This is a genomic window from Streptomyces liliifuscus, from assembly GCF_016598615.1.
GTDB classification, from domain to species: Bacteria; Actinomycetota; Actinomycetes; order Streptomycetales; family Streptomycetaceae; genus Streptomyces; species Streptomyces liliifuscus.
In genome coordinates this window covers 6,615,214-6,633,748 of record NZ_CP066831.1, presented here as the reverse complement: position 1 = coordinate 6,633,748, position 18,535 = coordinate 6,615,214, and the positions used below count along the sequence as shown (strand labels likewise).

Annotated in this window: 12 protein-coding genes; 10 read left to right on the top strand and 2 right to left on the bottom strand. The window is 71.1% G+C overall.

The genetic code is table 11. The features are described from left to right. Positions 1 to 297: 297 nt before the first annotated feature. The 7 genes from JEQ17_RS28630 (at position 298) to JEQ17_RS28600 (ending at position 12,412) form a co-directional block, all read left to right on the top strand. On the top strand, positions 298 to 1,701 hold the full coding sequence (locus JEQ17_RS28630; protein WP_200397848.1) for an ABC transporter substrate-binding protein: 1,404 nt from the start codon (positions 298 to 300) through the stop codon (positions 1,699 to 1,701). A 9-nt stretch (positions 1,702 to 1,710) separates the two neighbouring features. After that, positions 1,711 to 3,063 carry a carbohydrate ABC transporter permease gene (locus JEQ17_RS28625; protein ID WP_200397847.1) on the top strand — a complete coding sequence of 451 codons (1,353 nt, stop codon included), beginning with the start codon at positions 1,711 to 1,713 and terminating at the stop codon, positions 3,061 to 3,063. Between the two features lie 107 nt (positions 3,064 to 3,170). Further along, complete coding sequence (locus tag JEQ17_RS28620; protein ID WP_200401769.1) at positions 3,171 to 3,974, top strand: carbohydrate ABC transporter permease; 804 nt, start codon at positions 3,171 to 3,173, stop codon at positions 3,972 to 3,974. Positions 3,975 to 4,145: 171 nt separating this feature from the next. Then, positions 4,146 to 6,401: a bifunctional glycosyltransferase/CDP-glycerol:glycerophosphate glycerophosphotransferase gene (locus JEQ17_RS28615; protein ID WP_200397846.1), complete on the top strand. Its 2,256-nt coding sequence runs from the start codon at positions 4,146 to 4,148 to the stop codon at positions 6,399 to 6,401. 217 nt (positions 6,402 to 6,618) lie between these two features. Next, positions 6,619 to 8,778 carry a bifunctional glycosyltransferase/CDP-glycerol:glycerophosphate glycerophosphotransferase gene (locus JEQ17_RS28610; protein ID WP_200397845.1) on the top strand — a complete coding sequence of 720 codons (2,160 nt, stop codon included), beginning with the start codon at positions 6,619 to 6,621 and terminating at the stop codon, positions 8,776 to 8,778. Positions 8,779 to 8,831: 53 nt separating this feature from the next. After that, positions 8,832 to 11,060, top strand: coding sequence for a bifunctional glycosyltransferase/CDP-glycerol:glycerophosphate glycerophosphotransferase (locus JEQ17_RS28605; RefSeq protein WP_200397844.1), 2,229 nt, complete (start codon positions 8,832 to 8,834; stop codon positions 11,058 to 11,060). After that, entirely contained in the window at positions 11,057 to 12,412 is a 1,356-nt protein-coding gene (locus JEQ17_RS28600; protein ID WP_200397843.1) for a hypothetical protein, read from the top strand. The genes JEQ17_RS28605 and JEQ17_RS28600 overlap by 4 nt, the downstream gene beginning before the upstream one ends. A gap of 249 nt (positions 12,413 to 12,661) precedes the next feature. Here JEQ17_RS28600 and JEQ17_RS28595 read toward each other — a convergent pair whose 3' ends face one another. Beyond that, entirely contained in the window at positions 12,662 to 13,075 is a 414-nt protein-coding gene (locus JEQ17_RS28595; RefSeq protein WP_055614076.1) for an organic hydroperoxide resistance protein, read from the bottom strand. Positions 13,076 to 13,201: 126 nt separating this feature from the next. Between JEQ17_RS28595 and JEQ17_RS28590 the strand changes: the two genes are divergently transcribed. Beyond that, positions 13,202 to 13,711, top strand: a complete 510-nt coding sequence (locus JEQ17_RS28590; RefSeq protein WP_200397842.1) for a MarR family winged helix-turn-helix transcriptional regulator — start codon at positions 13,202 to 13,204, stop codon at positions 13,709 to 13,711. A 42-nt stretch (positions 13,712 to 13,753) separates the two neighbouring features. Here the strand turns inward: JEQ17_RS28590 and JEQ17_RS28585 are convergent, their stop codons facing one another. Next, positions 13,754 to 15,457, bottom strand: coding sequence for a glycosyltransferase family 39 protein (locus JEQ17_RS28585; RefSeq protein WP_234048398.1), 1,704 nt, complete (start codon positions 15,455 to 15,457; stop codon positions 13,754 to 13,756). Between the two features lie 102 nt (positions 15,458 to 15,559). On the opposite strand from JEQ17_RS28585, the gene JEQ17_RS28580 reads away from it, so the two are divergent. Together JEQ17_RS28580 and JEQ17_RS28575 are read left to right on the top strand one after the other, a co-directional pair. Then, a complete protein-coding gene (locus JEQ17_RS28580) occupies positions 15,560 to 16,828 on the top strand; it encodes a glycosyltransferase 87 family protein (RefSeq protein WP_200401767.1) in 1,269 nt (422 codons plus the stop codon). Between the two features lie 44 nt (positions 16,829 to 16,872). Continuing rightward, positions 16,873 to 18,519, top strand: coding sequence for a glycosyltransferase family 2 protein (locus JEQ17_RS28575; protein WP_234048397.1), 1,647 nt, complete (start codon positions 16,873 to 16,875; stop codon positions 18,517 to 18,519). Positions 18,520 to 18,535 lie beyond the last annotated feature (16 nt).

Here is an 18,535-nt window from a genome sequence, read left to right as displayed (position 1 = left end):
CGCCCCTACCCATTCCCGTCCCTCACTCGGGGGCTCCGCCCCCGAACCCCCAACAGATTGCGCAGTTCCCCGCGCCCCTTTTCGGGGCGCGGGGAACTGCGCGGTCAGGCACAGCGGGGCCGCACCCGGCGACGCGCCCCCTCGGGGTCCGGGGCGTGGCCGCAAGTCCCCACGTCACGACGCGGTTACGATCACGGTCTTGACAGCGCAGGCGCTCTTGCCGCCGCCAAGCGCACGGGCGTAGACCAAGAGCGCACGGGACAGCGCTCGGACGTTCGACGAAGAACGGGGCAAGTCATGCGCAGCAACACTCTTCGTACACACAGGTCGCACCACAAGTCGCACAAGATGAGCAGGACCGCGCGAGCCGCGGCCGCCGTCGTCGCGGGGGCGATGGCGCTCACGCTCACGGCGTGCGGCGGTGACGACGACAAGAGCGACGAAGGAGGCGGGGGAAGCGAGACCGGCGGCGCCGCCAGTGTCGAGCTCCCCAAGCTGGACGGCCAGAAGCTGGAGGTCGCGGCCGTCTGGACCGGCCCTGAGCAGGACAACTTCACCAAGGTCCTGGACGAGTTCGAGAAGCGGACGGGCGCGGAGGTCAGCTTCGTACCGACCGGCAACAACACCTCCACCTTCCTGGGCACGAAGATCCAGGGCGGCAAGCCGCCGAACGTGGCGTTCCTGCCGCAGGTCGGTGTGCTGCACCAGTTCGCCGACAAGGGCTGGGTCAAGCCCCTCGGCGCCGAGGCACAGGCGCAGATCGACAAGAACTTCTCGACGGGCTGGAAGGACCTGGGCGCCTACGAGGGCAAGCAGTACGGCGTCTACGCGAAGGCCGCCAACAAGTCCCTGGTCTGGTACAACACGGCCGCGTTCGAGGCAGCCGGGATCACCGCGGAACCCAAGACCTGGGACGAGTTCCTCCAGACCGCGCAGACCCTGTCGGACGCCGGTTCGCCCGCGGTCTCCATCGGCGGCCAGGACGGCTGGACCCTCACCGACTGGTTCGAGAACATCTATCTCTCGCAGGCGGGCCCGGAGAAGTACGACCAGTTGGCGAAGCACGAGATCAAGTGGACGGACCCCTCCGTCAAGGAGGCCCTGACCACGCTGGCCCAGCTGTGGGGCAAGGACGACCTGATCGCGGGCGGCAGGGCCGGCGCGCTGCGCACCGAGTTCCCCAAGTCGGTGACGAACACCTTCTCGGGCGACACCCCGGCCGCCATGGTCTACGAGGGCGACTTCGTCGCGGCGAACATCAACGCCGACACGAAGGCCAAGATTGGCACGGACGCCAAGGTCTTCCCGTTCCCGGCGGTCGGCGACGAGTCACCGGTCGTCAGCGGTGGTGACGTGGCCGTGATCCTGAAGGACGACAAGGCCTCACAGGCCCTGATCACCTTCCTCGCGTCGACCGACGCGGCCGAGCTCTGGGCGGCGCAGGGCGGCATCATCTCCCCCAACAAGGAGATGGACCTGAAGAGTTACAAGGACGCCGTGGCCGAGGACATCGCCAAGGCGCTGCTCGACGCGGGCGACGACTTCCGCTTCGACATGTCCGACCAGGCCCCGGCCGCCTTCGGTGGCACCCAGGGCGCGGGCGAGTGGAAGGCGCTGCAGGACTTCCTGAAGACCCCCTCGGACGTCGAGGGCGCGCAGCAGGCGCTCGAAGCGGACGCCGCCAAGGCGTACAAGGGCTGACGGCAGCCCATGTCGTCGCAGGTGGCGACGGCGGGGGGCCCGGCTGGTCCGGTGCCCCCCGCCGGAAAACGCAAGAGCGTGATGGGTACCCGGCCGTGGGTGGCAGCTCTGTTCCTGCTGCCCGCGATCGTGCTGCTCGGCGCGCTCGTGGTCTACCCGATCGGGTACTCGATCTGGCGCAGTCTCTACGACGCCGACGGTTCGGGCTTCGTGGGGCTGGGCAACTACGGCGACATCTTCACGGACGACGCCACGTTCACCGCGGTCAAGAACACCGCGATCTGGGTGGCGGTCGCTCCGGCGCTGGTCACCGGGCTCGGTCTGATCTTCGCCGTGCTGACCGAACGGGTGCGCTGGGCAACGGCGTTCAAGCTGGTCATCTTCATGCCGATGGCCATCTCCATGCTCGCCGCGGGCATCATCTTCCGGCTCGTGTACGAGGCGGACCCGGACCAGGGCGTGGCCAACGCCGTGGTGGTGGGGGTGCACGACACCTTCGCCGAGTCATCGGTCTATCCGAAGGCGCGCCCTTCGGCCGAGAGCGACCTGAAGGCGTCCGGCGGGGGTTCCTTCACCTCCACGGGCACGGTGAGCGCGGGCTCCCCGGCCCTGATCCCGCTGGTCGGCATCGCCCCGAACAAGGTGCCCGGCAGCCCCGGGGACGCCAAGCCCGCCGAGGCCTCGGGCGACGGGGTGTCCGGCACGGTCTGGCTGGACTTCAAGCTGGGCGGCGGCGGCGAGAAGGGCGCCGTCGACACCGGTGAGAAGGCCCTGCCCGGCATCAAGGTCGAGGCGGTCAAGGACGGCAAGGTCGTGGCCTCCGCGAAGGCGGGCGACGACGGTACGTTCACGCTGCCGGCCTCCGCCGACGGTGCCCAACTGCGCCTGCCCGCCTCGAACTTCGCGGCGCCCTACAACGGCGTGGACTGGCTCGGCCCGAGCCTGGTCACCCCGGCGATCATCGCCGCGTACGCCTGGATGTGGGCGGGCTTCGCGATGGTGCTCATCGCGGCGGGGCTCGCCGGAGTCGACCGCAACCTCCTGGAGGCGGCCCGGGTCGACGGGGCCAACGAGTGGCAGGTGTTCCGCCGGGTCACCGTGCCGCTGCTCGCACCGGTCCTCGTCGTCGTGCTGATCACCCTGATGATCAACGTGATGAAGATCTTCGACCTGATCTACATCATCGCCCCGCAGCCCACCCAGGACGAGGCCAACGTCCTGGCGCTGCAGCTCTACAACGCGTCCTTCGGTGGTGGCGGCGACCTGGGCCTCGGCAGTGCGATCGGCGTCGTACTGCTGCTGCTCGTCCTGCCCGTGATGATCGTCAACATCCGCCGACTGCGAAGGGAGCGCCGACGGTGACCGCACCCTCCGTACCCCTGAAGGAACCACCGGTGGCCGTGGACGCGGCCGGTCCGCCCCGGCGTTCGCTGGCCACAAAGCTGGCGAGCGGCGCGGCGGGCGGTGTGATGCGGGTCTTCCTCATCCTGATCGCACTGCTCTGGGTGACACCGACGGTCGGGCTGCTCGCCTCGTCGTTCCGCGACCCGACCGACATCGCCGCCTCCGGCTGGTGGGACGTCTTCAGCAAGCCGTCCCAGCTCACCACCGAGAGCTACTCGACCCTGCTCGGCAAGGAGGAGATCACCGACTCCCTGCTCAACACGATCTGGATCACCGTGCCGGCCACGGTCCTGGTCATCGTCATCGGGGCCATGGCCGGATACGCCTTCGCCTGGATGGACTTCAAGGGCCGCGACTGGTGGTTCCTGGCCGTGGTGGCACTGCTGGTGGTGCCGGTGCAGGTCGCCCTGATCCCGCTCTCCGACCTCTTCGGCGACCTCGGGATCTTCGGCAGCGTCATCGGTGTCGTCCTGTTCCACGTGGGCTTCGGCCTGCCGTTCGCGATCTTCCTGCTGCGGAACTTCTTCGCGGAGATCCCGCGTGAACTCCTGGAGGCCGCAAGGCTCGACGGCGCGAGCGAGACCCGTCTGTTCACCACCGTGATCCTGCCGCTCGGCGCGCCCGCGATCGCGTCGCTCGGCATCTTCCAGTTCCTGTGGGTGTGGAACGACATGCTGGTGGCGCTGGTCTTCTCGGACTCCGACTCGCGGCCGCTGACGGTCGCGCTGACCGAGCAGACCCGTCAGTTCTCCGGCAACATCGAGACGCTGGCGCCCGGCGCGTTCATCTCGATGGTGATCCCGCTGGCCGTGTTCTTCGCGTTCCAGCGGCAGTTCGTGTCCGGTGTGATGGCGGGCGCGGTGAAGTAGCGTCCGGGACATCCGGGTCGGGCACCCGGAGTACACATCGCGAGGGGCGGGCCGTCATCGGCCCGCCCCTTCGCGTTCACCCCGGGTCCCCCACATGCCGCATCCGGCGTAACCCGGTAACCCCTTCGGCCGTTTCCGGGCAGTATGCCCGCGCCGACACAAGGATGTCCCTTGCCCCGGTTCAGTGTCATTGTCCCCGCGTACCAGGTGCAGGCATATCTGCACGAGTGCATGGCATCCGTTCTCGAACAGTCCTTCACCGACCTCGAGTTGATCGCGGTGGACGACTGCTCACCCGACGCCTGCGGCGCGATCATCGACGAGTTCGCGGCCGCCGACCCCCGTGTGCGGGCCGTCCACCTCAAGGAGAACGTGGGCCTCGGCCGGGCCCGCAACGCCGGTATGCGGTACGCGACCGGCGACTACCTGATCTTCCTGGACGGCGACGACACCCTCACCCCGGACGCCCTGCGGGCCATCGCCGACCGCGTCAAGGAGACCGGCGACCCGGACGTCCTGGTCTACGACTACGCGCGCACCTTCTGGTCGGGCGAGACGGTACGCAACGTACAGGCGGGCCAGCTCACCGAGAACGCGCCGGCGCCGTTCACGCTCGACGACCGGCCGGGCCTGCTGAAGGTCCTCATGGTCGTGTGGAACAAGGCGTACCGCCGGGAGTTCATCGCCGGGGAGGGGTTCGCCTTCCCGCCCGGCTACTACGAGGACACCCCCTGGACGTCCCCGGTCCTGATGGCCGCCGGGACGATCGCGACGCTCGACCGCGTCTGCGTGCACTACCGCCAGCGCCGCCGGGGGAACATCCTCGGCACGGTCAGCAGCAAGCACTTCGACATCTTCGACCAGTACGACCGGGTCTTCGCGCATCTCGACGCGCACCCCGAACTGGCGCACTGGCGGCCGGTCCTGTTCCGCCGCATGGTCGACCATCTGTCGGCCGTGTTCCTCAAGCGCGACCGGGTGCCGCGCGGCTCCCGCGCCCTGTTCCTGCGCAAGGCCCGTGCCCACTACGTCCGTTACCGCGTACCGGCCGCCGACCTCCCGTCCGAGAACCGGCTGCGGCACGCGCTGGTGCGCCTGGGCAGTCACCCCACGTACCGCGCGCTGTGGGCGGCGGTGCGGCTCCAGCGAGGCGTCACGCGACTCACCGGGGCACTGGCCCGGACCCTCCGCACGGCAGCGCTGCGGCTGCACTACAAGCTCCAGCTCCGGCTTCCCGTCCGGGCCGACCAGGCCGTGTTCACCAGCCACGGAGGACGCGGCCACGGCTGCAACCCGGGGGCGCTGGAGTCCGCGTTCCGGACGTACGCGCCGGACGTGCGCACCGCGTGGATCGCGCGCCCCGAGTTCCACCACACGATCCCGACGGCGACGCGCAGGCTGACACCGGGCACCGCCGCGTACTGGACGGCCCTCGCCCGCTCCAAGTACCTCGTGAACAACGCCGACTTCGACCCCCGGCTGGTCAAGCGCCCCGGCCAGATCCTCGTCCAGACCCAGCACGGCACACCGCTCAAGCACATGGGCCTGGACCTCCAGGAACGCCCGGCGGCGGCCCGCGGCACGGACTTCACCCACCTGCTGCGCGACGCCGACCAGTGGGACTACTGCCTGTCCGCCAACCGCCACTCCACCCTCGTCTGGGAGCGCGTGTTCCCGTCCGGCTACACGACACTGGAGTACGGCCAGCCGCGCAACGACGTGTTCCAGCAGGCCGGTTCGGCCGACGTGGCCCGGCTGCGCGAGAACCTCGGCATCCCCGAGGGCGCGGTCGCCGTCCTGTACGCGCCCACGCACCGCGACTACCGGAGCACCCAGCGCACCGCGCTCGACCTGGAGCGGGTGCTGCGCCAACTCGGCCCGCGCTTCGTCCTGCTGGCCCGCGCGCACCACGCGTACGGGGCCCCGCTCGTGCGGAGCGCCGGCCGGCTCATCGACGTGTCGGACCACCCGAGCGTCGAGTCCCTGTGCCTCGCCTCGGACGCCCTGATCACCGACTACTCCTCCCTGATGTTCGACTACGCGGGCCTCGACCGGCCGATCGTGATCCACGCGGACGACTGGGAGGCGTACGAGGCGGCGCGCGGCACGTATTTCGACCTGCGCGCGTTTCCGCCCGGGGCGGTGGCGCGCAGCGAGGACGAGCTGATCGACATCTTCGCGACGGGGCACTGGCGCGGGTCCCGTTCCACGCAGCTCCGGTCGGCGTTCCGGGACCGCTTCTGCCCGTACGACGACGGTCACGCGGCCGAGCGGGTCGTACGCCGGGTCGTGCTCGGCGAAATGGCGGGGCTTCCGGCGGTGGTGCCGCCCACCGACCGCCACCCTGTGCCCTCGGCGGCGGACCGGTCCCCCTCCACTCCCCTGACCACCGTCCCCACACCGGCGGGCCAGGCCCCTTGTCTCTAGCGGCGGCGGGGTTCGGTGCGTCGGGTACGGCCCCGGTGGGGGCTGGTCGCGCAGTTCCCCGCGCCCCTGAAAGACGGGGCTGCGCCCCTGTCTTTCATCTTCGGGGGCGGTAGCCCTTGCCTTTGTCTTTAGGGGCGCGGGGAACTGCGCGACAAGCCCCCACCGGCCCGCACCCGACACGCCACCCACCCCCGTCAAAGAAAGAGCACCGCACAACATGCCCCGCTTCAGCGTCATCGTCACCGCACAAGGCCTCGCGGGGCGCCTCCCCACCGCCCTCGACTCGGTCCTGGCCCAGTCCTTCACGGACTTCGAGCTGATCACGGTCTGCGACACCCCCGACTCCCCGGCGGCGACCGTCACCGGGGAGTACACCGACAGGGACCCCCGCGTCACCCACCCCACCGGCTCCCGCGCCACAGGCATGCACGCGGCCACCGGCACATACCTGCTCTTCCTGAACGCGACCGACGTCCTGACGGCGGGAGCACTCGCGGCGATGGACGCACGGCTCCAGGAAACCGGCGAGGTGGACGTCCTGCACCTCGCCCACGAGCGCGTGCCCTGGTGGGTCGGCGAACCGGTGGCGGAACGAGGCGACGACGACCCCACGGACGTACGGCGACCGGTCTGGGCCACGGCCTACCGAAGGGCATTCCTCGCCGATCACCAACTCACCTTCCCGGAAGGCCACTTCACGGACATCGGCTGGTCCGGTCTGGTGACCCTCGCGGCCGGGAGGACCGCCGCGCTGGACACGGTCTGCGTACGACGTCATGAGCGGCGCCCCAGCGGCAACGGCGGCGGCGCGACACCCGCCGCACAGCGCCAACTCCTCGACCAGGTGGAGCTGGTACTGAGGCGGGCAGCCGAACAGGACCTGCCCCAGGACACCTCGGGCGCCCTCTTCGACCATCTCTTCGCCGAGGTCCTCGACACGGCGGCCACCTCCTGCCGCAGGGCCTTCTTCCGCCGCGCGGGCAGGCTCTACCGCCGCCACCGCCCGGCGGGCCACCGCACCAGGGGGCTGCGCAACCGGCTGCTCGCCCGCGGTGCGTACGCCACGTTCCGCGCGCTCCTCGGTGCCGAGCGACGGACGGAGCAGGCCCGCGCGTTCGCGACCCGAGCCGCCCGCAGATGGCGCCGAGGCCGCCCTCGCGGCCCGTACCGGAGGTACCTGCGGGGGCCCCTCGACGAGAACCTCGCCGTCTACGCGGCGTACTGGGGTCGCGGCTACGCCTGCAACCCGGCCGCCATCCACCGCAAGGCACGCGAACTCGCCCCGCACATCAGGTCGGTGTTCCTGGTGCGGGAGCAGGACGCGGCGAGCATGCCCGAGGACGTGGAGAGCGTGGTGATCGGGAGCAGGCGGTACTGGGAGGTGTTGGCGCGGGCCAAGTACACGTTCAACAACGTCAACTTCGAGACGGCCATGGTCAAACGCCCCGGATCCGTGCACGTCCAGACGCACCACGGGACGCCGCTGAAGCGGATGGGTGTCGACCAGATCGAGTACCGGGCCGTCGCGGCGGCCACCGGCAGCTTCGGCCGGCTGATGGAGCGCGCGGACCGCTGGGACTACTCCCTCTCCTCCAACGCGCACTCCACGGAGGTCTGGTCGGGCGCCTACCCCAGCGCCTTCACGCATCTGGAGTACGGCTATCCGCGCAACGACCGCTTCTACACGGCGGATCCGGCCGAGGTCACCGAGATCCGCGAGCGGCTCGGCATCCCGCAGGACCGGGTGGCGCTGCTGTACGCGCCGACGTACCGCGACTATCCGCGCGATGTGTCCGCCCAGTTCGACCTGGCCCGTTTCTGTGCGGAGCTGGGACCCGAGTTCGTGGTGCTGCTGCGGGCGCACTACTTCCTCGAAGGCGACGCGGACCTCCAACAGGCCGTGTCCTCCGGCAAGTTGATCGACGTCACGGCCTCGCGGGACACCGAGGACATCTGTCTGGCCTCGGACGCCCTGATCACGGACTACTCGTCGATCATGTTCGACTACGCCAACCTGGACCGGCCGATCGTCACCTACGCCGACGACTGGGACGTCTACCGGGCCACACGGGGCGTCTACTTCGACCTGCTGGCCGAGCCGCCCGGCCATGTCGCCCGTACGCAGGACGAGTTGATCCGGGTCCTCACGACGGGCGAGTGGGCGGACGAGCGGTCCGCCGGGCTGCGGGACCGGTTCCGGGAGCGCTTCTGCCGGTTCGACGACGGGCGGGCCGCCGAGCGGGTCGTACGCCGGGTGCTGCTGGGGCAGTCCGAGGAGGAACTGCCGCCGGTGGTGCCGTTGCACGAGCGCCTCCCCGTTCCGGCGGCGAGAGCGGCGGTCGTCGTCGGCCCACGGACCCACGCGCCGGCCCGCTGATGCCGCCGTCAAGTCCCCCGAAATCCCCGCCGGTTCCCGGACCTGGAGGTGCCATGCCCCGCTTCAGCATCGTCGTGCCCGTCCACAACGTGCAGGGCTATCTGCGCGTATGCCTGGAGTCGGTCCTCGACCAGTCGTACGGCGACTTCGAGGTGATCGTCGTCAACGACTGCTCCCCGGACGGGAGTTCGGCGATCATCGACGAGTTCGCGGCCCGCGACGAGCGGGTCGTACCGGTGCATCTGCCCGTCAACGGCGGGATCGGCCCGGCCCGCAACCACGGCGCGAAGCTGGCGCGGGGCGAGTACCTGCTGTTCCTCGACAGCGACGACAGCTACACACCGGGCACCCTGCGGGCGATCGCCGAGCGCATCGACGCGACCTCGCGGCCCGACATCGTCCTGTTCGACTACGCGCGCACGCACTGGCACGGCCCGGTGCGGCGCAACCGGGACGCGGCGGTGTTCGAGGCGCCGGGCCCCGAGGTGTTCACGGTCGCCGAACGCCCCGATCTGCTCGACCTGTTCACGGTCGTCTGGAACAAGGCCTACCGCCTCGACTTCTTCCGCGAGGGCGGTTTCACCTTCCCCACCGGCTTCTACGAGGACGCGGTGGTCGTCTACCAGACACTGTGGACGGCCCGCACGATCACGCTCGTCGACCGGATCTGCGTGTACTACCGGCAGCGCCGCCAGGGCAACGCGATGCGCACGCCGAGCCGGGAGCACTTCGAGGTGTTCGCGCAGTACGAGCGGCTGTTCCGGTTCATCGCGGAGCGGCCCGAGTTGGAGCGGTGGCGCGGCTTCCTCTACGACCACATGGCGGACCACTACCTCTTCATCCTCCGCCAGCAGGACCGCGTACCGCCGTCGGCCCGCCCCGAGTTCCACCGGCGGGCGGCCCGGGACCTGCGGACGTACCGCCCGAGCGGACACCGGCTCGGCGCGGACATCCCGCGTGTGTCCTTCACGCTGCTCGCCCGGACCCCGTACGCCCTCTACGGACTGCACCGCGCGGCCGCCGTGCTGCGGGCCGGTCTGCGCAGGCGCTACCGGGTCTGGCGACGGCGGCTGCGCAGGGTGCTGCTCGCGACGCACCGACGGCTGGTCCTGCGGCGGGCACTCGACCCCAACCTGGCCGTGTACTCGGCCTTCTCGCACCGGGGTGTCCTGGGCGATCCGGCCGCGATCCACCGCAAGGCGCGGGAGATCGCCCCGCACATCCGGGGCGTGTGGGTGGTGGGGAAGGAATACGTGGACACGCTGCCGCCTGACGTCGAGCACGTCCTGCCGGGCAGCCGCGCGTACCGGAAGGTGACGGCGAGGGCCAAGTACCTGGTCAACAACGTCAATTGGGCCAACGACCTGGTGAAGCGCGAGGGTGCCGTGCACATCCACACCCACCAGGGCACCCCACTGAAGTCGATGGGTGCGGACCTGCTCAAGTACCCGGGAGCGCGACGCGGCTTCAGCGTCCCGAAGATGCTGCACCGGGCCGACCGCTGGGACTACAGCCTGGTCGCGAACCCGCACTCGGAGCTGGTCTGGGACCGCGCGTACCCCTGCGACTTCGTGTCCCTGCGCTCGGGCAGCCCGCGCAACGACTGCCTGGTCCGCCCGGAGCCGGGCCGACGCGAGTCCGTACGGCAGCGGCTGGACGTCGGCGACGACAGGACCCTGATCCTGTACGCGCCGACCAACCGCGACCACCGTCAGGGCGGTTACGCGCCCACCTGCGACCTGGAACGCCTCGCGGCCGGGCTGCCGGGCGACCACGTCCTGGCGGTCCGCCTCCATCCGTCACTGGCGCAGCGTCACGAACGCGGCCTGGAGCTCAGGGACTTGGCTCGGCGGGGTGTGCTCCTGGACGTCACCGACGAGCCGAGCGTCGAGGATCTGATGCTCGCCTCCGACGCGCTGGTCACCGACTACTCGGCCCTGATGTTCGACTACGCCCACCTCGACCGGCCGATCGTCCTGCACACCTACGACCGGGACACCTACCTCGCCGGACGCGGCACCTACTTCGACGTGACCGAGCGCCCGCCGGGCCATGTGGCCTACGACGAGGGCGAATTGGCGCGACTGTTCGCCTCGGGCGCGTGGCGGGACGAGGAGTCGGCGCGACTGCGGGAGGCCTTCCGGGAGCGGTTCGGCGGTTACGACGACGGGCGGGCGTCGGAGCGGGTCGTACGGCTGGTGATGCTGGGCGAGGACCTGGCCGCCGTGTCGCCCACGGTCCCCGCACCCGGCGTCCCGAGCGGGCAGTTGGCCCGCTCGTGAGCGCTCGCCCCGCCGCGTGGGTGCTGTTCCTCGCCGCCCTCTTCGGCTGTCTCCAACTCGCCAACGTCACTGGCCGCGACACGCCCGACAGCCGCAACTACCTGTCGTACGCGCTGAGTCTGGGCGGTGCGGACAAGGAGGAGGCGGCGGGGCGCACGATCGCGTACGTGTGCGCGAGCCGGGCCGAGACCGCGTCGCGGAACCACAGCGTGGACGTGCGGCGCTTCCGTGCTCCCGATCCGGGGCCGGGGATCCGGGACGAGTGCCGGGGCTACTACGACTGGAGCGTCGGGCGGCGGCTGGCGGCCGGGCAGACGTCCGGGTGGACCGCGCCGTTCATGAGCGAACGGTTCATGCGGATCTTCGAGGTGCGGCCCGGGTATCCGCTGCTGCTCCTGCCGTTCGTGACGGTGCTCGGGGTGACGTGGGGGCTGTGGGCGGCGGGGGTGGTCGTCACGGTGGTCGGGGGCGCGCTGGTGTTCCTCGTCCTGCGGACGGTGGGTGTGCCGGTGGGGTTGGCGCTGACCGGGCAGGCCCTCTACTACGTCCTGCCGACCGGTGCGACCGCGATGCGGCCCATGACCGAGGGCACGATGATGGCGCTCACTCTGGCGGTGCTGTGGGGGTGTGCGCTGGTGCTGCGGGGGCGGGCGGGAGCCGCCGGTCTGGTGGGGGTCTCGCTGGCGCTGCTGTTCACCGTGAAGCACTCGCAGGCGCTGTTCCTGTCGGTGTGTCTCGCCGGCGGGCTGTGTCTGATCGGTCTCCACCGGAGGCGGGCGGGGCGGCCTGTGGGCGCGGCCGTGAAGACGCTGCTGAAGGTGATGGTGGGTGCGGCCGTGGGCGTCATGCTGCTGACCCGGCTGCTTCCGTATCCCTCGGAGTCCGACAGTCTCCAGGACCTTCTCACCGACCACTTCAACCGGCCGGACCGGGAGCGGGCGTGGTGGGAGTTCTTCCACCTGGAGCTCAACTTCTGGATGGAGTGGCTGCGGCGGCAGTTCGGTGAGCCGTTGTTCCTGACTCTTCTGGTCGCCGGCGGGTGGGGCGCCCTCCGGCGGTGGCCCGCCTTCGGAGTCCTCCTCGCCGCCGCGGCCGGCACCGGCGTACTCAGCATCGCCGCTCATCCCGACATCGCCATCGACCGCCTGATGGTGATGGTGTGGCTGGTGCCGGTGGTGGGTGTGCCGTTGCTGCTGGCGGAGTTCCATCGCCCCCGCCGCCCCTACCCATTCCCGTCCCTGACTCAGGGGCTCCGCCCCCGAACCCCCGCTCCTCAAACGCCGGAGGGGCTGAAAACCGCGCGACCAGCCACAACGATCCCGCACGGACAACCCAGCCCGCCCGACGCCTGAGAACAAGGCCGTTCAGGCCGATCCCCCACCCGCCCCCGCCAGCCCCTGCTCAGCCCGTCCGGCGTTTGAGGACGAGGCCGTTCAGGCCGCTTCCCCACCCGCCCACGGTCAACCCACCCACCCCCGCCGGCCCCCACCCAGCCCGTCCGGCGTTTGAGGACGAGCGCGTCAGCGCGATACGGGGGTTCGGGGGCGGAGCCCCTGAAAAGGGACGGGAATGGGTAGGGGCGGCGGGGGCGGAGAAAGCTACTACTCGACGACGAGTTCGACCGGGATGTTGCCCCGGGTCGCGTTGGAGTACGGGCACACCTGGTGGGCCTGCTCGATCAGCTTGCGGCCGGTCTCCGCGTCCACGGACTCGGGCAGCTCCACCCGCAGCGTGACAGCAAGGGCAAACCCCTCCCCCTGCTTGCCGATCCCGACCTCGGCAGTCACCGCCGCGTCACTGACATCAACCTTCGCCGCCCGCCCGACCAGCCCGAGCGCACTGGCGAAACAGGCCGAGTAACCGGCCGCGAACAGCTGCTCCGGGTTCGTGCCCTGACCGTTGCCGCCCATCTCCACCGGTATGCCCAGCTCCAGGTCGAGCTTGCCGTCGGAGCTGTAGGCCCGGCCGTCACGGCCGTGGGTGGCGGTGGCGACAGCGGTGTAGAGCGCGTCCATGAAAACCATCCCTCTCAGGGTCAACGTCGTATCGGCGGGCCTTGGCCGGCCCCCCTCACGACCACAAGTAGAGCACACAATTCAATTGTGCACAACTAAATGACGCACTGGAGGTATCCTGGGGCCATGACCACGACGCCCGCACCCGACCCCTCCGTACAGCAGCCCGTTCGGGACGAGGACTTCCTCCGTCTCGACCAGCAGATCTGCTTCTCCCTGAACGCGGCCTCCCGTGCCTTCGGCGGCGTGTACCGGGTCGTGCTGAAGGACCTGGGGCTCACCTACCCCCAGTACCTGGTCATGCTCGTCCTGTGGGAGCACGGCGAGCTGCCCGTGAAGAAGGTCGGCGAGCACCTGCGGCTCGACTCCGGCACGCTGTCGCCGCTGCTGAAGCGACTGGAGACGGCCGGCCTCGTACGCCGTGAGCGCAGTGCGCGTGACGAGCGGTCCGTGGTGGTCGGACTCACGAACGAGGGCACGGCCATGCGCGAGCAGGCACTGCGCGTACCGCGCCGGATCGCCGCCGCTACGACCTTCGAACTGGACGAGATCCTCGAACTGCGCGCCCGTCTCGACAAGCTCACGAACGCACTGGACGCGGCGGCCCTGGCCGAGACCCCGGGCTGCGGCACCTGACCACCGCCCACACACCACGGGGCACGCACCCCGCCCCGCCCCTCACACCGTCGGAGCCCTCCGCACATACAGCCGCAGAATCGACCCCTTCCGTACGAACTCGGCCTGCGGCACGAACTCCTCGCCCACGACGGTGAGTTTGACCCGCTCGGTCGGATCGCTCGGATACCAGGCCGATTTCAGCGCGTACGGCTCGGCGACCACCCATACGCGGTCCAGGCCGGCGAGTCTGCGGCGCAGTTCGTCCGGGCCGGTCTCGCGCCCGTAGAGCGTGCCGGAGACGTGTGCGGGCTCCTCCAGCGCGATGTCCCGCGTGCCCTGGAACCCCTTCGGGTACGCCAGCGCGGAGCGCCTGCCGAGCGACGGCAGGAAGAGCACGGAGTCCCCGGGGCTCATCCGCTGGGCGGCCGCGGCCGAGACGACGGCGAGGTTGTCGGGGCGGCGGGCGGGGTCCCGGTCCTCCCGGAGGACCGGAAGCTGCGAGACGAAGGCGAGGCCGATGGCCAGCACGCCGGCCAGCGTGGCGGCGTACGGCACCCGGAAGCCTCGTACGAGACCGGGATCCGAGTCGAAATCGGCACCGGAACCGGCACCGGAACCCGGAGCGACGCCGGGACCGCCCCCCGAGCCCCGCAGCAGGCCGTCGGTCTCGCGCCGCGCAAGTCCCACCCTGCGTGCCGCCAGGAGCAGCCGTTCCGCCCCCGCCGCCGCCAGCAACGGCGCCCCGGCGAGCGCGTACAGCACATAGCGGTCGTCGTAGAGCGGCCAGTGGCGGGAGACCGCGATGAGGGCCGCGGGCGGGAGGAGCAGCAGCGGCAGGGCGACCGTGGGGAGGGAGAGTTCGCCGCGGCGGGCCGGCGGGGTGAACGGGATGCGCAGGGCGAGGGCGATCAGCAGCAGATACGGGCCGAGGACCAGCTGGGTCGGGCCCGTGAAGGAGCGCAGCAGGCGTTCGACGGTGCCGCCGCCCGGGGGCCGGAGCCAGGCGACCTGCTCCGCCTGGCCACTGGAGACCAGGGCGAGCGGAAGCAGGACGAGGAGTACGGCACCCGCGGCGCAGGCCCAGTCGCGCCACACGCGGCGGGGCATGCGGGAGAGGGCCAGGGTGGCGGCGTGCGCGAGCAGGATCAGTACGGCGAACTCGTGCAGCAGGACGGTGACGGCGACGACCCCTCCGTACGCGCACCAGCCGACCACGCGCGCGTGCCGGGCGAGCCGGCCCACGGGCTCGTCCTCCTGATCCCCGTCCCCGCCCCCGTTTCCGTCCCTGCCCAGGTTTCCGCCCCCGCCGACCGTCGTCGCCCGCGCCAGCAGCAGCGTCGACGCCGCCACCCCGGCGGCGACCAGGGCGTACGAACGGCCCTCCTGGGCGAAGTGACCGGCCATCGGGGTCACGGCGTACAGCAGGCCCGCCCACAGGCCCACCCTCGGGCGGGCGAGCCGGGCGCCCAGGGCCGCGACCAGGCCCGCGGTCGCGGCGGCCGCGCAGAGCGAGGGGAGGCGCAGGGCGACCTCGCCGGGGTGGAAGGCGAGGACGGGGTGCATGAGGAGGTAGTAGAGGCCGTGCACCGCGTCCACGGAGTGCAGGAGCTGCCAGATCTGCGGGAGCGAGCGCCGGGCCACCTGGAAGGTGACCGCCTCGTCCCGCCACATCCCGCCACGATCGATCCCCCAGAGACCGATCCCGAACATGACGAGTGCGGGTACGAGCACGGCGACGGCAACCTGCGGGCGCTTGACGACCATGCACCAGATTTTGTGCTATTAGTCAGCCTTCCCACGTGATTGACCCGTCATCGGACGTTATGTGCCTTCTTGCGGCTTACGATCCGTCGGGTGAAGCCCTGGATGAAGCCCCGTCTCCTCCTCGTCGCCGTCGGCTGGCTCACCACCCGCGCCCTGATGCTCTGGCTGCTCGCCCGGGACGGGCACGCCCCGCTGGGCATCGGCGGTGTCGCGCGTGAGGTGCACGGGTTGTACGCCCGCTGGTACGGCGTGCTCGCCCACGGCACGTTCCCCTCGGGCGACCGGCTGTGGCAGTACCCGCCGGGCGCGGGCCCGGTCCTGTTGTCCCCCGGGCTGCTGCCGGGGCTGACGTACTTCCAGGCGTTCGTGGTCCTGGCGCTCGCCGCCGACGCCGTGGTCGCCGTCGCCCTCACGCGCGCGGGCACCCGGACAGGCCGCAGCCTGCGCGGCGCGGCCCTGTGGATCGGGGGCCTCCCCCTCCTCCTGCACCTCCCGCTGGCCCGCTACGACGTGCAGGTCACCGCCCTTGCCGTCATCGCCCTGTTGACTTTTTCGCGCTCCACGCGCGCGTGCGGCGCCTTCGCCGCGCTGGGCGCTCTCGTGAAGGTGTGGCCCGCGCTGATCCTGATCGGCACCCCCAGGGGGCGTACGACGAGGGAGGTGTGGACGTCGGCGGCCGTCACCGCGGGCGCACTGCTCCTCGCACTCGCCGCGCTCTTCCGCGACCCCTTCGACTTCCTGCGCCAGCAGGGCGGCCGGGGCGTGCAGATCGAGTCGCTCGGCGGGACGGCCCTCTCGTTCGCGCGGCACGCCGGCTGGCCGGGTCAGGTGCGCTACCGGTACGGGGCGATGGAGTTCACGGGGCCGTACGTCACCACGATCGCCGCGGCGTCGCTGACACTCACCGTCGCCGCCTTCGGGGCCCTGCTGCTGTGGCGCCTGCGGGCCCGGCACTGGACGCCGGCGACCCCGTACGACGCCGCGCTCTGTGCCGTGCTCCTGTTCACCGTGACGAGCCGGGTGATCAGTCCCCAGTACCTGGTGTGGCTGCTCGGCCTGGCCGCGGTGTGTCTGACCTCGCGGCACACCTCGCAGCGTCCGGTGGCCGTGCTGATCACGCTGGCCGCGGCGGCCAGCGCCCTCGCGTACCCCGTCCTGTACAGGGACGTCATGGACTGCACCTGGACCGGCACCCTGCTGATGTTCGTCCGCAACGGACTGCTCGTCGCGGCCGCGGCGCTCTCCTTCCGCCGTCTGTGGACCGCCGGGACCCGGCCGACCGGGGTCCGGTCCACGGGAATTCGATCAGCGGAGACGGAACCCTCACACAATTCCCGTCATCTTCCCCACGAGACAGTAAGTACCTCTTAACGGAAAATTACCTACACCAGCCATTATTTCGCCCTGTGGAAGTCATGCGACCCATCCAAGCCATACCTCCCCACCAGTCACAGGTGTGCGTCGTGGTCATCGGGTACGACGACGCCGCCCATGTGACGGACGCGGTGCGCTCGGCCCTCGCGCAGGGGCCCGCCGTCCGCGAGGTGATCGCCGTGGACGACTGCTCGGCGGACGGCAGCGCGGATCTCCTGGACCGCCTCGCCCTCGACGAACCCCGCCTGAGGGTGCTCCGCCGCAAGGTCAACAGCGGCGGTTGCGGCAGCCCCCGCAACGACGGCGTCGACGCCGCCACGGCCCCGTACGTGATGTTCCTGGACAGCGACGACGTCCTGCCGCCCGGTGCCGTGGACGCGCTCCTGGACGCGGCCGCCGGGCGCGGGGCCGAGGTCGCCGCCGGTCTGTGTGTGCGCCGCGAGCTGCCGTCCGGCCGCGAGGTCCCCTGGCAGCCCGAGCTGTACGCGAAGGCCGCCCTGGTGAAGCACCCGTCCCGCCGCACCCACCTCGTCCACGACACCCTCTGCGTCAACAAGCTCTACCGCACCGACTTCCTGCGCGAGCACGGCATCCGCTTCCCCGAAGGACGCTTCCCCTACGAGGACTTCGTCTTCACCGCGCGCGTGCTCGCCGCCGGTCCGCGCATCGCGCTGATCCCGGACACGGTGTACGTCTGGCACGTGCGCCGCGGCGCCGAACGGCTGTCGATCTCGCTGGACCGGGCGGGCGTCGGCAACTGGCGGTCCAGGATCACCGCCCACGCCCTCTCGTACGACATCCTCCTCGCCGCCGGTGAGAAGCGGCTGGCGCGGGCGACGCGCGCGCGGTTCCTCGACCACTCGCTGCGGATGTACGCGCGCGAGCTCGACCAGCGCGGTCCCGTGTACCGGAGCGAGTGGTGGGCCCTCACGCGTGCGTACCTCGCGACGTTCGACGCGGGGGACCTGGCGCTCGCACCGGCGCCCGGTCGGGTCGTCGCACAGGTCGTGACGGCCTCCGAGGAGCCCCGCGACCTGACCCGCGTCAAGGAGGTCGCGGCGCGCCCGGCCCGGCTGCGGCCGCCGTACGCACGGCTCGCGGACGGTACGCCGGTCTGGTCCGCCGATCTGACCCAGGTGACTCTGGAACACCTGCTGTTCCGGCCCGTACGCCTCCTCCCTGTGGCCGTCGACGCGGAACTGCGGCCACGCGCGCGTGCCACCCGGCTGCGGTTGCGTCTGCACGAGCTGTACGGGCGGATGGCGGACGCGGCGCCGGCGTCCGTGGACGCCGAGTTCGTGAACCGGCACGACGGGGCGGTCGGGCTCACGGTGACGGCCCGGTTCCTGCCGGACGACGTCGATCCCGTCGACGACGGCCCGGGCAGCGACGGGGGCACCGACTCCTGGACGGCCGAGGCGGGCGTCGACCTCGCGGCGCTCGGCTCCGGCACCTGGGACCTGCGCCTCCGCCTGCGCTTCCACGACGGCACGAGCCGCGAGACCACCGCGCACGCCGTCGCGGGCCCTGGCCTGCTGCGCCGGTCCGTCGTGCCCAACGGCCGGCACGGGCTGCTGCTCGTCCAGCCGTACGCGACCCACGCGGGCTCGCTCGCACTGCGCCTGGCGCCCGGCTGGCGTGGCATGACCACCGTGGTGGGTCGCAGAATGAGGCGTTTGCTTCACTGAAAGTCGGCTCGACCGA

Excerpts from the sequence above, each read along its gene's own strand:
- JEQ17_RS28630 (WP_200397848.1), top strand. The coding sequence starts at position 298 with ATGCGCAGCAACACTCTTCGTACACACAGGTCGCACCACAAGTCGCAC.
- JEQ17_RS28625 (WP_200397847.1), top strand. The coding sequence starts at position 1,711 with ATGTCGTCGCAGGTGGCGACGGCGGGGGGCCCGGCTGGTCCGGTGCCC.
- JEQ17_RS28620 (WP_200401769.1), top strand. The coding sequence starts at position 3,171 with ATGCGGGTCTTCCTCATCCTGATCGCACTGCTCTGGGTGACACCGACG.
- JEQ17_RS28610 (WP_200397845.1), top strand. The coding sequence starts at position 6,619 with ATGCCCCGCTTCAGCGTCATCGTCACCGCACAAGGCCTCGCGGGGCGC.
- JEQ17_RS28605 (WP_200397844.1), top strand. The coding sequence starts at position 8,832 with ATGCCCCGCTTCAGCATCGTCGTGCCCGTCCACAACGTGCAGGGCTAT.
- JEQ17_RS28595 (WP_055614076.1), bottom strand. The coding sequence starts at position 13,075 with ATGGACGCGCTCTACACCGCTGTCGCCACCGCCACCCACGGCCGTGAC.
- JEQ17_RS28590 (WP_200397842.1), top strand. The coding sequence starts at position 13,202 with ATGACCACGACGCCCGCACCCGACCCCTCCGTACAGCAGCCCGTTCGG.
- JEQ17_RS28585 (WP_234048398.1), bottom strand. The coding sequence starts at position 15,457 with ATGGTCGTCAAGCGCCCGCAGGTTGCCGTCGCCGTGCTCGTACCCGCA.
- JEQ17_RS28580 (WP_200401767.1), top strand. The coding sequence starts at position 15,560 with ATGAAGCCCCGTCTCCTCCTCGTCGCCGTCGGCTGGCTCACCACCCGC.
- JEQ17_RS28575 (WP_234048397.1), top strand. The coding sequence starts at position 16,873 with ATGCGACCCATCCAAGCCATACCTCCCCACCAGTCACAGGTGTGCGTC.